This window comes from Streptomyces sp. L7 (assembly GCF_050990935.1).
Lineage (GTDB): Bacteria > Actinomycetota > Actinomycetes > Actinomycetales > Microbacteriaceae > Leifsonia.
The window spans coordinates 1,446,808-1,460,245 of sequence record NZ_CP194644.1; the positions used below are offsets into that span (position 1 = coordinate 1,446,808).

15 protein-coding genes and 2 pseudogenes are annotated in these 13,438 nt (G+C 73.7%); 15 read left to right on the forward strand and 2 right to left on the reverse strand.

Translation table 11 applies throughout. The features are described 5' to 3' along the window. Positions 1-9: 9 nt before the first annotated feature. The 11 genes and pseudogenes from ACR5MH_RS07310 (at position 10) to ACR5MH_RS07360 (ending at position 8,691) form a co-directional block, all read left to right on the forward strand. Entirely contained in the window at positions 10-1,569 is a 1,560-nt protein-coding gene (locus tag ACR5MH_RS07310; RefSeq protein ID WP_431346637.1) for a molybdopterin-dependent oxidoreductase, read from the forward strand. A gap of 88 nt (positions 1,570-1,657) precedes the next feature. Beyond that, positions 1,658-2,326 (forward strand): annotated as a pseudogene (locus ACR5MH_RS07315) (HesA/MoeB/ThiF family protein); the annotation flags it as partial. A 173-nt stretch (positions 2,327-2,499) separates the two neighbouring features. Then, positions 2,500-2,754, forward strand: a complete 255-nt coding sequence (locus tag ACR5MH_RS07320; RefSeq protein WP_433862458.1) for a rhodanese-like domain-containing protein — start codon at positions 2,500-2,502, stop codon at positions 2,752-2,754. Between the two features lie 134 nt (positions 2,755-2,888). After that, complete coding sequence (locus ACR5MH_RS07325) at positions 2,889-4,103, forward strand: molybdopterin molybdotransferase MoeA (RefSeq protein WP_431346640.1); 1,215 nt, start codon at positions 2,889-2,891, stop codon at positions 4,101-4,103. After that, positions 4,100-4,561: pseudogene (gene moaC, locus ACR5MH_RS07330) on the forward strand (cyclic pyranopterin monophosphate synthase MoaC); the annotation flags it as partial. The gene ACR5MH_RS07325 and the pseudogene moaC, both read left to right, overlap by 4 nt. Positions 4,562-4,632: 71 nt before the next feature. Further along, on the forward strand, positions 4,633-5,109 hold the full coding sequence (locus ACR5MH_RS07335) for a MogA/MoaB family molybdenum cofactor biosynthesis protein (protein ID WP_433862618.1): 477 nt from the start codon (positions 4,633-4,635) through the stop codon (positions 5,107-5,109). Then, entirely contained in the window at positions 5,106-5,519 is a 414-nt protein-coding gene (locus tag ACR5MH_RS07340) for a molybdenum cofactor biosynthesis protein MoaE (RefSeq protein ID WP_431346642.1), read from the forward strand. Before ACR5MH_RS07335 ends, ACR5MH_RS07340 begins: the two co-directional genes overlap by 4 nt. A gap of 55 nt (positions 5,520-5,574) precedes the next feature. Continuing rightward, a complete protein-coding gene (locus ACR5MH_RS07345) occupies positions 5,575-5,979 on the forward strand; it encodes a TOBE domain-containing protein (RefSeq protein ID WP_431346643.1) in 405 nt (134 codons plus the stop codon). An 8-nt stretch (positions 5,980-5,987) separates the two neighbouring features. Further along, a complete protein-coding gene (modA, locus tag ACR5MH_RS07350) occupies positions 5,988-6,788 on the forward strand; it encodes a molybdate ABC transporter substrate-binding protein (RefSeq protein WP_431346644.1) in 801 nt (266 codons plus the stop codon). Further along, positions 6,785-7,612: an ABC transporter permease gene (locus tag ACR5MH_RS07355; protein ID WP_431346645.1), complete on the forward strand. Its 828-nt coding sequence runs from the start codon at positions 6,785-6,787 to the stop codon at positions 7,610-7,612. Before modA ends, ACR5MH_RS07355 begins: the two co-directional genes overlap by 4 nt. Continuing rightward, complete coding sequence (locus ACR5MH_RS07360) at positions 7,609-8,691, forward strand: sulfate/molybdate ABC transporter ATP-binding protein (protein WP_431346646.1); 1,083 nt, start codon at positions 7,609-7,611, stop codon at positions 8,689-8,691. Before ACR5MH_RS07355 ends, ACR5MH_RS07360 begins: the two co-directional genes overlap by 4 nt. A gap of 171 nt (positions 8,692-8,862) precedes the next feature. On the opposite strand, the gene ACR5MH_RS07365 is transcribed toward ACR5MH_RS07360, so the two are convergent. Both ACR5MH_RS07365 and moaA read right to left on the reverse strand, forming a co-directional pair. Beyond that, complete coding sequence (locus ACR5MH_RS07365) at positions 8,863-9,114, reverse strand: MoaD/ThiS family protein (protein ID WP_431346647.1); 252 nt, start codon at positions 9,112-9,114, stop codon at positions 8,863-8,865. After that, positions 9,107-10,189 (reverse strand): GTP 3',8-cyclase MoaA, encoded by a 1,083-nt coding sequence (gene moaA, locus ACR5MH_RS07370; protein ID WP_431346648.1) that lies wholly within the window; start codon positions 10,187-10,189, stop codon positions 9,107-9,109. The genes ACR5MH_RS07365 and moaA overlap by 8 nt, the downstream gene beginning before the upstream one ends. A gap of 61 nt (positions 10,190-10,250) precedes the next feature. On the opposite strand from moaA, the gene ACR5MH_RS07375 reads away from it, so the two are divergent. Genes ACR5MH_RS07375 through ACR5MH_RS07390 form a run of 4 tightly spaced genes read left to right on the forward strand, consistent with a single transcriptional unit; the run spans position 10,251 to position 13,408 of the window. Beyond that, positions 10,251-10,844 (forward strand): sulfite oxidase-like oxidoreductase, encoded by a 594-nt coding sequence (locus ACR5MH_RS07375; protein WP_431346649.1) that lies wholly within the window; start codon positions 10,251-10,253, stop codon positions 10,842-10,844. After that, the gene (locus ACR5MH_RS07380) at positions 10,841-11,593 is read left to right on the forward strand and encodes a ferredoxin reductase (RefSeq protein WP_431346650.1); all 753 of its coding nucleotides are present in this window, start codon (positions 10,841-10,843) and stop codon (positions 11,591-11,593) included. The genes ACR5MH_RS07375 and ACR5MH_RS07380 overlap by 4 nt, the downstream gene beginning before the upstream one ends. A 5-nt stretch (positions 11,594-11,598) precedes the next feature. Further along, positions 11,599-11,853 carry a DUF6510 family protein gene (locus ACR5MH_RS07385; RefSeq protein WP_431349358.1) on the forward strand — a complete coding sequence of 85 codons (255 nt, stop codon included), beginning with the start codon at positions 11,599-11,601 and terminating at the stop codon, positions 11,851-11,853. Between the two features lie 58 nt (positions 11,854-11,911). Then, positions 11,912-13,408, forward strand: a complete 1,497-nt coding sequence (locus tag ACR5MH_RS07390; protein WP_431346651.1) for an SDR family NAD(P)-dependent oxidoreductase — start codon at positions 11,912-11,914, stop codon at positions 13,406-13,408. The last annotated feature ends 30 nt before the right edge of the window (positions 13,409-13,438 follow it).

Sequence of the window (13,438 nt, forward strand, 5' to 3'; positions counted from 1 at the left end):
CCTTCCGCTATGGGATCGCCTGTGTCTGCGGAGCCGGCCCGGCACGCCTCCTGGGGCGCCGCCGCCGTGGGCGCCGCGAGCGTCGTGGCGGGGGTGGGCGCCGCCGAACTGCTGAGCGCGTTCTTCGTGCAGGACGGCAGCCCGGTCCTGGTCGTCGGCGCGCTCGTCATCGATCTCACCCCGGCCTGGCTGAAGAACGCCGTGATCGGCGTGTTCGGGACCGGCGACAAGGCGTTCCTCATCTCGTCCCTCGCGGTCGTGCTCCTCATCGGGGGCGCACTGGCGGGCTGGCTGGAGCTGCGGCGGCCTCCGCTCGGCCGCGTCCTGATCGGGCTGGGCGGCGCGCTGGGCGTCGTCGCCGCGTTCACGCGCGCAGGCTCGTCGATCGTGAACGTCGTGCCGTCGGCGCTCGCGGCGCTGGTCGCGATCCTGATCCTGGGCTGGCTGGCCGATCTTTTGCGCGGCACCCGGCCGACCCGGATCGCCCCCGAGGGCGCGGTCAGCAGGCGGCACTTCGTGAGCGCCACTTCGGCGACCGCCGCCGCCGGAATCGTGGCGACGATCGTGGGTCAGGCGATCGCGACCGGTTATCGCGCCGCCTCCGCCGCGCGTGCCGCCTTCCGTCTGCCGAAGCCCGCCGTCGCGGCGCCCCCTGTTCCGGCCGGTGCGTCGTTCGACCTCCCCGGCCTGGCGCCGATCATCACGCCGAACGCCGACTTCTACCGCATCGACACCGCGCTGCAGATCCCCGGCATCGACCCGTCGGCCTGGCGGCTGCGGATCACCGGCATGGTCGAGAAGGAGGTCGAGCTGACCTTCGCCGAGCTCCTGGCCCTCCCGCTGGAGGAGTCCATCACCACGCTCACCTGCGTCTCCAACGAGGTCGGCGGCGACCTGATCAGCAACGCGACGTGGCTCGGCTACCCGATCCGTCACCTGCTGGCGCGCGCGAAGCCGTCGGCCGACGCCGACATGGTGCTCTCCCGCAGCCAGGACGGCTGGACCGCCGGGACGCCGCTGGAGGCGCTGACCGACGGCCGCAACGCGATCCTGGCGGTCGGGATGAACGGCCAGCCGCTGCCGCTGGAGCACGGCTACCCCGTGCGGATGGTCGTCCCCGGGCTGTACGGCTACGTCTCGGCGACCAAGTGGGTGGTCGAGCTGAACGTGACGCGGTTCGACAAGGCGACCTCGTACTGGACCGATCGCGGCTGGTCGGAGCGCGGCCCGGTCAAGCTGGAGTCACGCATCGACGTGCCCTCGGACGGGCACCAGGTGAAGGCGGGCACGGTCGCCGTCGCCGGGATCACGTGGTCGCAGCACGTCGGTGTGAGCGCCGTGCACGTGCAGGTCGACGGCGGCGCCTGGCAGGAGGCCACCCTCGCCGACGCCATCTCGGCCGACACCTGGCGGCAGTGGAAGTACGCCTGGAACGCGACGCCCGGCGCGCACACCGTCAAAGTGCGCGCGACCGACGCGCACGGGACCGTGCAGACCTCCAAGGTGCAGGACGTCGTGCCGGACGGCGCGACCGGATTGCACACCATCGGCGTGACCGTGGTTGGCTAGCGCCATGTCCTCCCCCGCTCGCCCCGCGCCGCTCGTCGCGCGCGGCCCCGCGCTGCCGTCGGAACAGCGGGCGCGTTACGCCCGCACCATGCAGCTCCCGGGCTTCGGGGAGGTCGCCCAGCGTCGCCTCCGCGCCGCGCGGGTGCTCGTCGTCGGCGCCGGCGGCCTCGGCTCCGCGGTGCTCCCCTTGCTGGCGGGCGCCGGGTTCGGGACGATCGGGATCGTCGACGACGACAGCGTGGAGCTCAGCAACCTGCCACGGCAGACCATCCACCGCGAGCGCGACCTCGGCCGGCAGAAGACCGCGTCGGCGGCCGACGCCATCCACGCCATCGACGGCGGGATCGCGGTGCGGGTGTTCCCTGAGCGCCTCACCTCGGCGAACGCGCTGAGCATTCTCGACGGCTTCGACCTCGTGCTCGACGGCAGCGACAACTTCCCGACCCGGTACCTCGTGGACGATGCGGCGCTGCTGGCCGGCCTGCCGGTGGTCTGGGGCGCGGTGCACCGGTTCGGCGGGCAGGTCGGGCTGAGCTGGGCGGCGCACGGGCCGCACTACCGCGACCTCTTCCCGGTGCCTCCGGAGCCCGGGAGCGTGCCGAGCTGCGCGGAGGCGGGCGTGCTGCCCAGCGTGTGCGGCGTGATCGGCTCGCTGATGGCGAGCGAGGCCACCAAGGTCGTGACCGGGGAGGGGGACCTCCTGCTCGGGCGGGTGCTCGTGCACGACGGGCTGCGCGGGACGTTCCGCGAGCTGCCGTACGCCGCCGACCCGCAGGCGGAGCACGTGACGGAGCTGATCGACTACGAGCTGTTCTGCGGAGTCGCGCCGGCCGACGCGGGGGTGGCGGCCGCCCCGGCGGCGGCCACGACCGTCTCCCCGCCGACCTGGCCGCGCGCCTGGCCGCAGGACAGCCGCACGTCCTCCTCGACGTGCGCGAGCCGTGGGAGGCCGACATCGCCGAACTGCCCGGCTCCCTGCTGGTGCCGCTCGACGTGGTCGTGCGGGACGCGCCAGGGGTGGCCGAGCGGCTGGGCGACGACCCGCTCGTGATCATCTGCCACCACGGCCCGCGCGCCGAGACCGCGCGCCGGCTGCTGGAGGCCGCCGGCGCCCCGGGAACGGTGCTGGAGGGCGGCCTGGACGCGTGGTCACGCGAAGTCGACCCGTCCCTCCCCCGCTACTGACCGCGCCGCGGTCGCAACACAGGGGTCGCAACACGCCGCATCGCCGCGCACGTAGCGGCGTGTTGCGACCCCTGTCGTGGCCGGCCCTCCACGGAAGCCTCGCCTGGCATCGGGCCGCGCGGGATACTGAACCCATGACCCCACCGCGCAGCGTCGAGGACCACGTCGAGCACGTCAACCGTCTGCTGGAGCCGCTCTGGGCGGAGCCGGACGTGGAGACCGTCCAGCTCGCCGAGGCCGCCGGGCGCGTCGCCGCGGCGGACGTCCGGTCGGAGGTGGACCTCCCGCTGTTCCGCAACTCGCAGATGGACGGCTACGCGGTGCGCGCCGCCGACGTGGCCCACGTGCCGGTCGCGCTCGAGGTGACCGGCGATGTCCCGGCCGGACACGAGGTGCCGCTGACGCTGACGCCGGGCACCGCCATCCGGATCATGACCGGCGCCCCGGTGCCGAGCGGCGCGGACGCGGTCGTGCCCGTGGAGGACACCGAGCTCGTCCTCGGCCGGGACGACGACCTGGCAGGCGCAGTGGTCGAGATCCGGCGCTCGCGGAAGCGCGGCGAGTTCGTGCGGGAGCGTGGCAGCGACCTGGAGCGCGGCGACGTGCTCGTGAAGGCGGGCACCCGGCTGGCCGCGCGCCACCTGGCGGCGCTCGCGGCGGCGGGCGTCAGCTCGGTGGCGGTGCGGGCGCGGCTGCGCGTCGCCGTCCTCACCACCGGCTCGGAGCTGGCCGCGCCGGGCCGGAGTGTGCGCTTCGGCCAGGTCTTCGATGCGAACGGCGTCGCCCTCGCTGCGCTGGTCGAGGAGTCCGGCGCCGTCGTGTCGCTGCGGGCGAGCAGCAGCGACGACCCGGAGTCGTTCGCGAAAGTGTTCGACGCCGCGGTCGCCGCCTCCGACCTGGTGATCACCTCCGGCGGCATCTCGAAGGGGGCGTACGAGGTCGTGCGGGAGGTGCTGCTGCCGCGCGGCGCGGAGGTCACCACCGTCGCGATGCAGCCGGGCGGCCCGCAGGCGACGGCGGTGGTCGATGGCGTGCCCGTGCTGTGCTTCCCGGGCAACCCGGTGAGCACGCAGGTGTCGTTCGCGGTGTTCCTGCGCGGGCCGCTGCGTGACGCGGCCGGGTTGCCTGCGCTGCCGGTCCGGCGGGTGCGGCTCGCCGAGTCGGTGCGGTCGGTCCCGGGCAAGCGCCAGTTCCTGCGCGGCCGGGTCGGCGACGACGGCGTCGCGCCGGTGTCGGGACCGAGTTCGCACCTCGTCGCCGCGATGGCCACCGCGGACGTGCTCATCGACCTGCCCGCGGAGGCGGAGGCGGTCGACTCGGGCTCGGACGTGACAGTCTGGACCCTATGAGCGAGCTCACCCACCTGGACGCCGACGGCCGCGCCCGCATGGTCGACGTCGGCGCGAAACCGGAGACCGACCGGGAGGCCCTCGCCCGCGGCCGGCTGGCGACCACCCCCGAGGTGGTGCGCCTGGTGGCGGCGGACGACCTCCCGAAGGCCGACGTGCTCGCGACCGCGCGCATCGCCGGGATCGCCGGCGGCAAGCGGACGAGCGACCTGATCCCGCTCTGCCACCCGCTGCCGCTCGATTCGCTGCGCGTGGACTTCGCGCTGGACGAGGCGGCGGGGTCGATCACGATCGAGGCGGTCGCGCGCACGCACGGGCGCACCGGCGTGGAGATGGAGGCGCTGACCGCGGTCGCCGTGGCGGGCCTGACCCTGCACGACATGGTGAAGGCGGTGGACCCGGCGGCGAGCGTGACGGATGTCCGGCTGGTGGCGAAGAGCGGGGGAAGCGCGGGGAATGGCGGCGGGAGGGCGAGGAGAGAACCGTCGCCGCGACGCCGGCGCGCACCTCGTCGAACCCCGGCGCCGCCATCGTCGTCGTCGCCTCCACCCGCGCCGCGGCGGGTGAGGCGGCCGACACCACCGGCCCGGTCATCGCCTCCTGGCTGGACGCGCACGGCCTCCGCCCGGAGGTGCGCGTCGTCGCGGACGCGGAGATCGCGCCGGCGCTCAAGTCGGCCGTCGCCGAGCACCCCGCCGTCGTCCTCACCACCGGCGGCACCGGCGTCTCCCCCGACGACCGCACCCCGGAGGCCACGGCCGCCGTGCTCGACCGCGAGCTCCCCGGACTCGCCGACGCATTGCGGGCGCGGGGTGCCGCCTCGACTCCGCTCGCTGCGCTGAGCCGCGGCCGGGCGGGCGTCGCCGGCCGCACGCTGGTCGTGAACCTCCCCGGCTCGCGCGGCGGCGTCGCCGACGGGCTCGCGGTCCTCGACGACGTCCTGGCGCACCTCCTCGACCAGCTCGGTGGCGACACCGACCGCGGCCACGAAAGCGGGATCCGATGACCGCCGTCTTCGCCGACGTCTCCGACCGGCCGCTCGACCCGTCCACGCTCGACGAATTCGTCTGGCGCCGCGAGGCAGGCGCCGTCGTGTCGTTCCAGGGCATCGTGCGGGACCACGACGGCGGCCGCTCCGTCGTCTCGCTCGACTACCGCGCGCATCCCGAGGCCGCCGACTTCCTCCGGCGCTGCTGCGAGGAGGTCGCCGAGAGCACCGGGCTGCGCGTCGCCGCCGTCCACCGGGTCGGCTCGCTGACCATCGGCGACCTCGCGCTCATCGCCGCGGTCGCGGCCCCGCACCGGGCGGAGGCGTTCGCCGCCTGCGCCGAGCTGGTCGAGCGGATCAAGGCCGAAGTGCCGATCTGGAAGCGCCAGCACTTCGGCGACGGCGCGTCGGAGTGGGTCGGCATCTGAGCGAAAGCCGCTCCGGGGTCGATTTCGACGCTCCTGCCGGTCTAGAGTGCTGTTCGTGCCGCAAATACGGGTAAGAGACGCCGCGAGCTTCCTGGGAGTGAGTGACGACACGGTGCGTCGCTGGGTCGACGCCGGGGTGCTCTCCAGCACCAAGGACGACGCCGGCCGTACGGTCGTGGACGGCCTGGAGCTGGCGCAGCTCGCCAAGCAGAACGCCGTGCTCCCCGCCGACCCGTCCGGGGTCGGCCGGTCGGCGCGCAACCGCTTCGTCGGGATCGTGACCGACATCGTCCTGGACAGAGTCATGGCGCAGGTCGAACTGCAGTGCGGGCCGCACCGCGTCGTGTCGCTGATCAGCAGCGAGGCCGTCCGCGAACTCGGCCTGGAGCTGGGCTCGATCGCCGTCGCGGTCGTCAAGGCCACGAACGTCATCGTGGAGACCGCGGGGCCGTCCGAGTGAGGATCGGCATGCGCAACCGGTCCGGTGTCGGGGTGGTCGCCGCCGCTCTCGCAGCCGTGGCGCTCGTCCTCACGGGTTGCTCGGCGGACGCCGGGTCGAGCGCCCCGACGCAGACCCCGACGAAGCACGACATCACCGGCACCGTCACCGTCTTCGCCGCGGCCTCCCTCACCAAAACCTTCACCGAGCTCGGCACGGGGTTCGAGAAGGCCAACCCGCGGAGCACCGTCAGCTTCAGCTTCGGCGGCTCCTCCGACCTGGTCACCCAGCTCGGCGCCGGAGCACCGGCCGACGTGTTCGCCTCGGCGGACCAGAAGAACATGGCCAAGGCGGTCGCTGCCGGCGTCGTCTCCGGCGACCCCGTCGACTTCGCGACGAACGTGCTCGCAATCGCGGTGCCTCCCGGGAACCCGGCCCACGTCACCGGGTGGGCCGACCTCGCGAAGCCCGGCCTGAAGGTGGTCGTCTGCGCCCCGCAGGTGCCCTGTGGGGCCGCGACCGCGAAGGTGGAGTCGAACACCGGCGTCACGCTCAAGCCGGTCAGCCAGGAGTCGTCGGTGACCGACGTGCTGGGCAAGGTGTCGTCCGGGGAGGCCGACGCCGGGATCGTCTACGTCACGGACGTGAAAGGCGCGGGGAAGCGCGTCGAGTCGGTGCCGTTCCCTGAGGCGAAGGACGTGGTCAACACCTATCCGATCGCCGCGGTCACGCAGGGGCAGAACCTCACGGGCGGCGCGGCCTTCATCGCGTACGTGACCGGCCCGGAGGGCAGGAAGGTGCTCGAGGCCGCCGGCTTCGGGAAGCCGTGACGCGCCGCGCGCCCGCCGGCACGGGGCTGGGAACGGGCATCCCCGGCTGGGTGCTCGTCGTCGCCGCGCTCGGCGCGCTGTTCGTGCTGCTCCCCATCGTCGCGATGGTCACCCGGGTGAATTGGGGGCACTTCGCCGCGCTGATCACCTCTCCGTCTTCGGTGGACGCGCTGCTGCTCAGCCTGCGCACCTCGCTCGCAGCGACGATCGCGTGCCTGGTGCTCGGCACGCCGATGGCCATCGTGCTGGCGCGGGTGCCGTTCCGCGGACGCGGCCTGGTGCGGGCGATCGTCCTGCTGCCGCTCGTGCTGCCTCCCGTCGTCGGCGGCCTGGCCCTGCTCGCGCTGTACGGCCGGCGCGGGCTGCTGGACGGGGCGATCCCGATCGCGTTCTCGACGCCCGCGGTCGTCATCGCGCAGACGTTCGTGGCGTTGCCGTTCCTGGTGCTGAGCTTGGAGGGCGCGCTGCGCACCACCGGCCAGCGCTACGAAGCGGTCGCCGCCACGCTCGGCGCGCGCCCGTCGAGCGTCCTGTTCCGGGTGACGCTGCCGCTGGTGACCCCCGCGATCGTCTCCGGGTCGATCCTGTCGTTCGCGCGCGCCCTCGGCGAGTTCGGGGCGACGCTGACCTTCGCCGGGAGCCTGCAGGGCACGACGCGCACGCTGCCGCTGGAGATCTACCTTCAGCGCGAGACCGACCCGGACACCGCCGTCGCGCTCTCCCTGGTGCTGATCGCGGTGGCGATCGCCGTGGTCGCGGTGGCGCACGGCGCGGGCGAGCCGCTGCGCCGGAGACCGCGGCCGGTGCGCGAGGCGACGCCGTGAGCCTGGACTTCTCAGCTGCGGTCGCCGCGCGCGACGTCACGGTGGACCTGCGGCTCGGCGCGGGCGAGACGCTGGCGCTGCTCGGGCCGAACGGCGCGGGCAAGTCCACCGTGCTCGGGGTGCTGGCCGGCCTGATCCGGCCGGACGCGGGGCGCGCGACGCTCGCCGACGAGACGCTGTTCGATCTCGACGGCACGGATCGCACGGGCGTCTGGCTGCCTCCCCACCGCCGCGGCATCGCACTGCTCGCTCAGGACGCCCTGCTCTTCCCGCACCTGACCGTGCGCCGGAACGTCGAGTTCGCACCGCGGTCCGCGGGAGCGTCCCGGTCCGAGGCGCGTGAGAAGGCCGACGAGTGGCTGGAGCGCACCGGCGTCGCGGCGCTGGCCGAGCGCAAGCCCGACGAACTCTCCGGCGGGCAGGCGCAACGCGTCGCCATCGCCCGAGCGCTGGCCGCCGAGCCCGACCTGATCCTCCTCGACGAGCCGCTGGCCTCCCTCGACGTGAGCGTGGCGGGCGAGCTGCGCGGGATGCTGGCCGCGGTGCTCGCGGACCGCACAGCGGTCGTCGTGACGCACGACGCGCTCGACGCCTATCTGCTCGCGGACCGCGTGGCGGTGCTCGGCGGTGGCCGGGTGGTCGAGGAGGGGCTCGCGCGCGACGTGCTGACGCAGCCGCGGCACCCGTTCACCGCGGAGCTGACCGGCCTCAGCCTCCTCACCGGACGGCGCACGGCGACCGGCCTGGTGACCGACGACGGTCTCGCCCTCGACGGCACGCCGACGGCGCCGATCGCCGAGGGCCGGCCGGTGACCGCGGTGGTGCGGCCCTCGACGGTCGCGGTGCACGTCGGCGCCCCGACGGAGGGCGCGGCCGGCGTCCCGGCGACCGACATCCCCGCGACCGGCATCCCGGCGACCGTCACCGCCCTCGAACCGCGCGACGACCTGGTGCGCGTGCGCACCGACCGGCTCACCGCGCTCGTCCCCGCGGCCGTGGTCGCGGAGCTGCGCCTCTCCACCGGCGCCCGCGTGCTCCTGACGGTGCCACCCGCCGACGTGCGCATCGTCCCCGCCTGACGCGGCTCCCGCGCGGCTCCGTTCGCGCGATTCGGCACGAATGCCGCGAATCGCGGCGCGATTCCCTACATTCGTCACGAATGTCGCGCCGCGGAGTTCGCGCGATTCGCCACGAATCGCGCGCAGGCGCGCGGCTGACTCGCCGCAGCCCGGCGGGGCGGAGCCGCGGAATCAGCCCCCGGCGAACGGAGGAAGTACGTCCACTCTCTCGCCGATCGCCGCATCCGGATCGCGCGACACGACGCCATCCACCAGGAACGACCCGTTGCGCAGCACCAGCCGCATAGCCTCCCCGTAGCGGGCGTCGAGCAGCTCGCGCAGGGCGCCGACGGTCGGCGCGTCGAGTGAGACGCGCTCCTCCTCGCGCCCGGCCGCCTCTTCGGCGGCCGCGAAATAGCGCACGAGGATGCTGCGCTCAGCCACCGATCGCCCCCATACTCCGCACCGGCGGTACGAAGCCCGCGGCCTCCATGCCGTGCCCGGACTGCTTGCCCCACATCGCTCCGCGCCACCAGCGGGCCAGCTCGGCGTCGTCCGCGCCGTCGCGCAGCAGCGCGCGCAGGTCGGTCTCGTCGTCGCCGAACAGGCACGAGCGCACCGTGCCCTCCGCGGTGATCCTGGTGCGATCGCACGCGGAGCAGAAGGAGCGGGTCACCGAGGCGATGATGCCGACCGTGGCGGGGCCGCCGTCGACCAGCCACTCCTCGGCGGGGGACGAGGGGTCGTCCGGGCGGCCGGCCTCCGCCAGGTCGAACCGGGTGCGGAGGACGGCGAGCAGCTCGTCGGCGGAGACCATGTTCTCGCGCATCCAGGTGTGGTCGGCGTCGAGCGGCATCTGCTCGATGAAGCGCAACCGGCAGCCGTGCTCCAGCGCCCAGGCGAGGAGGTCGGGGGCGCCGGAGAGGGTCTGGCGCATCATCACGGCGTTCAGCTTGAGGGGAGTGAGGCCGGCGGCGTGGGCGGCGGCGATCCCGGCGAATACGGCCGGCAGCCGGTCGCGGCGGGTGAGCGCGGCGAAATGCGCGCGGTCCACGGTGTCCAGGGAGATGTTCACCCGGGTCAGCCCGGCGGCGACGAGCTCGCGCACGCGGTGGTCGAGGCCGATGCCGTTGGTCGTGATGCTCAGGTCGATGCCGGGGGCGGCGGCGGCCGAGAGCCCGACGATCTCGGCGAGGTCGGCGCGCATCAGCGGCTCGCCCCCGGTGAAGCGCACCTCGCGGATGCCGAGGTCGCGCACGCCGATCCCGACCAGCCGCGCGATCTCGGCCGGCGTCAGCAGCTCCTCGCGCGGGATGGCAGGCAGCCCCTCCGCCGGCATGCAGTAGGTGCAGCGCAGCGAGCATTTCTCGGTCACCGAGACTCGCAGGTCGCGGGCGACGCGGCCGAACCGGTCGACCAGGCCGGGGACGTCCGGGCGGCCGTCGAGGCTGGGGGCGGCGGGGCTCGCTGCATCCGCCAGCGATGCGCTGCGCGGAAGCCCGAGATTGACCGCTGTCATGTCCTCACCCTAGACCGGTCGGCCATAGACCGCCGCCCCGAGCCGGTAATAAGCTCCGCGCATGGGAATCATCTCGTCCGGCTTCCTCGGCCGGCGCAGAACCGAGGACCCGCGCCTCCCACCCGGACAGTACGTCACGGAGGGCTTCCCCGTGCTGTCGGCAGGACCGACCCCGCGCGTCGCGAAAGAGGACTGGGCGTTCACGATCACGACCGAGAAGGGTGTGGTGCATCGCTGGAGCTGGGACGAGTTCCTGGCGCTCCCCCAGGCCGACGTCGGCACCGACATCCACTGCGTGACGAGCTGGTCGAAGCTCGGGACGTCATGGCGCGGCGTCGCGCTCGACACCCTGTTCGAGAACGTCGACACCGACTACGAGTACACGATGGCGCACTCGTACGGCGGCTACACGACCAACGTGCCGCTGAAGGACCTCCTCGACGGCAAGGCCTGGGTGGCGCACACGTTCGACGGCGCCGATCTCCCGCCCGAGCACGGCGGTCCCGCGCGCCTGCTGGCGCCGCACCTGTACTTCTGGAAGAGCGCCAAGTGGGTGAGCGGGCTGGAGATGCTGCCGCAGGACCAGCCCGGCTTCTGGGAGCAGAACGGCTACAACATGTACGGGGACCCGTGGAAGGAAGAGCGCTACTGGTGAGCACCGCGTGGCGGGTGGCGGACGTCGTGGCCGCGCACGAGGAGACCACGACCGCCCGCACGATCCGGCTGCGCATCCCGGGGCTCGCAGGGCACCTCGCAGGGCAGCACGTGGACGTCCGGCTGACCGCGCCCGACGGCTACCAGGCCGTGCGGTCGTACTCGATCGCGTCGGCCTCCGGAGCGGGCGGCCTGGCGACGGACGAGTTCGAACTGACCGTGGAGGAGCTGCCCGACGGCGAGGTGTCCCCGTATCTGGTGCGCGGTCTCGCGGTCGGCGACCAGCTCGAGGTCCGCGGCCCGGTCGGCGGCTGGTTCGTCTGGCGCACAGGCGACGACGGCCCGGTGCAGTTGATCGCGGGAGGCTCCGGCGTCGTCCCGCTGATGTCGATGGCCCGCGCGCACGCCGCCGCGGAGAGCGCCGCGCCGTTCCGGCTGCTGTACTCGGCGCGCGCGCCGATGTCGGTCTACTACCGCGACGAGCTGATGGCTCTCGCCGAGGGCGCCGCGCCGCTGCACGTCGACTACGTCTACACGCGGGAGGCGCCGGCCGGCTGGCCCGTCCCGGCGGGGCGGCTCACGCAGGACGCGCTCGGCGCGCTCGTGCTGCCGGCCGCGGACTCACCGCGCTTCTACCTGTGCGGATCGACCCCCTTCGTCGAGACTGTGTCCGGCTGGCTCGTCGACGCCGGGCACGACCCGGACCGCATCCGCACCGAACGCTACGGCGGGATCGGAGGGGCAGCGTGAGCGACATGGACTACCTGGACGGCAATGCCGCGGCTGGGCTCCTCTCGGAGGTCTTCGCGGTCGACGTGACGGCGGCGCGCGGCAAGTGCGCGCACTGCGGGGACGTCTCGGTGATGGCGAGGGCGCACCTCTGGCCCGACGACCACGGGATGGTGCTGCGCTGCCGGATCTGCGGCGAGGTCATCGCGATGGCGACCGAGCGCGACGGGCGCCTGTGCCTCGACCTCCACGGGCTGGACTGGCTCGAGTTGGAGGTCTGAGCCCTCGGACGCGGGGACCCTCAGCGGGCGGTCATCCGCTCCCCAGTACAATCGTCCGGTGCCAGCCGAATCCTCCGCGAGCCTCGACCCCGACGACCTCGCGACGACCCTCCGCGTCCTCGCGCAGCTCCACGAGCTCGACCAGGAGCACCCCGACTTCGTCTCCGTCCGCCGCGCGACCGCGCACATGTTCAAGGCGGTCAAGCAGGCCAGACGCCGCGAGCTGCGGGAGGCCGAGCTCGCCGCCGACCGCGCCGTCATCGCTGCGACCGCGACCGGCGCCCCCGACCGCATCGACGACGAGACCCGCGGCCGCGACCTGACCTCCCCGACCGCCGGTTCCGCGACCGCAGGGACGCTGATCAACTCGCAGGCCTGCTACATCTGCAAGCAGCACTACACCGAGGTGGACTGGTTCTACCACCAGCTCTGCCCGTCCTGTGCGGCGTTCAGCCACGCCAAGCGCACCGCCCGCACCGACCTGACCGGCAAGCGCGCGCTGCTCACCGGGGGCCGGGCGAAGATCGGAATGCACATCGCGCTGCGCCTGCTGCGCGACGGCGCGGACCTGACGATCACCACCCGCTTCCCGCGGGACGCCGTGCGCCGGTTCTCGCAGCTCCCCGACGCGAAGGACTGGCTGCACCGCCTGCGCGTGGTCGGCATCGACCTCCGCGACCCGGCGCAGGTGATCGGCCTGGCCGACTCCGTCGCCGCCCGCGGGCCGCTGCACGTCCTCATCAACAACGCCGCCCAGACCGTCCGCCGCTCGCCCGGTGCGTACTCGCTGCTGGCGGAGGCCGAATCGCACCCGTTGCCCGACGGGCCCCTGCCCGAGCTGGAGACCTTCGGCCACACCGCCGACCCGCACCCGCAGGCGCTGGAGGCCTCCGTCGCCGCCCACCCGCTGCTGTCGTCGGCGAACGTGCGCGGGACCGTCGCCGAGCTGGTCGGCGCCGCAGCGCTCACCGCGAACGACCTGGCGTCGGCCGCGATGGCCGCGGGCTCCTCGTCGCTGGAGCGCCACCACGACGGCACCGCCATCGACGCGGGCGGCCTCGTGCCCGACGTCCAGCGAGTGAACACCTGGACCCGGGCCGTCGGCGGGATCGACCCGCTCGAGCTGCTGGAGGTGCAGCTCTGCAACACGACGGCGCCGTTCATCCTGATCGACCGCCTGCGCCCGGCGCTCGCCGCCGCCGGCCGGTCGTACGTGGTCAACGTGTCGGCGATGGAGGGCGTGTTCGGCCGCCGGTACAAGGGCGCCGGGCATCCGCACACCAACATGGCGAAGGCCGCGCTCAACATGCTCACCCGGACCAGCTCCGAGGAGCTGTTCGAGACGGACAACATCCTGATGACGAGCGTCGACACCGGCTGGATCACGGACGAGCGCCCGCACTACACGAAGGTGCGGTTGGCCGAGGAGGGCTTCCACGCCCCGCTCGACCTCGTCGACGGCGCGGCGCGGGTCTACGACCCGATCGTGCGCGGCGAGGCGGGAGAAGACCTGCACGGGGTGTTCCTGAAGGATTACCGATCGTCGGCGTGGTGACCACCGCCGCTTGACTATACTTTTCCAGGC

What these genes read in the sequence shown, in the direction of transcription:
- ACR5MH_RS07310 (WP_431346637.1), top strand. Translation starts at nt 10, where the DNA reads ATGGGATCGCCTGTGTCTGCGGAGCCGGCCCGGCACGCCTCCTGGGGC.
- ACR5MH_RS07325 (WP_431346640.1), top strand. Translation starts at nt 2,889, where the DNA reads ATGACCCCACCGCGCAGCGTCGAGGACCACGTCGAGCACGTCAACCGT.
- ACR5MH_RS07340 (WP_431346642.1), top strand. Translation starts at nt 5,106, where the DNA reads ATGACCGCCGTCTTCGCCGACGTCTCCGACCGGCCGCTCGACCCGTCC.
- modA (WP_431346644.1), top strand. Translation starts at nt 5,988, where the DNA reads ATGCGCAACCGGTCCGGTGTCGGGGTGGTCGCCGCCGCTCTCGCAGCC.
- moaA (WP_431346648.1), bottom strand. Translation starts at nt 10,189, where the DNA reads ATGACAGCGGTCAATCTCGGGCTTCCGCGCAGCGCATCGCTGGCGGAT.
- ACR5MH_RS07375 (WP_431346649.1), top strand. Translation starts at nt 10,251, where the DNA reads ATGGGAATCATCTCGTCCGGCTTCCTCGGCCGGCGCAGAACCGAGGAC.
- ACR5MH_RS07385 (WP_431349358.1), top strand. Translation starts at nt 11,599, where the DNA reads ATGGACTACCTGGACGGCAATGCCGCGGCTGGGCTCCTCTCGGAGGTC.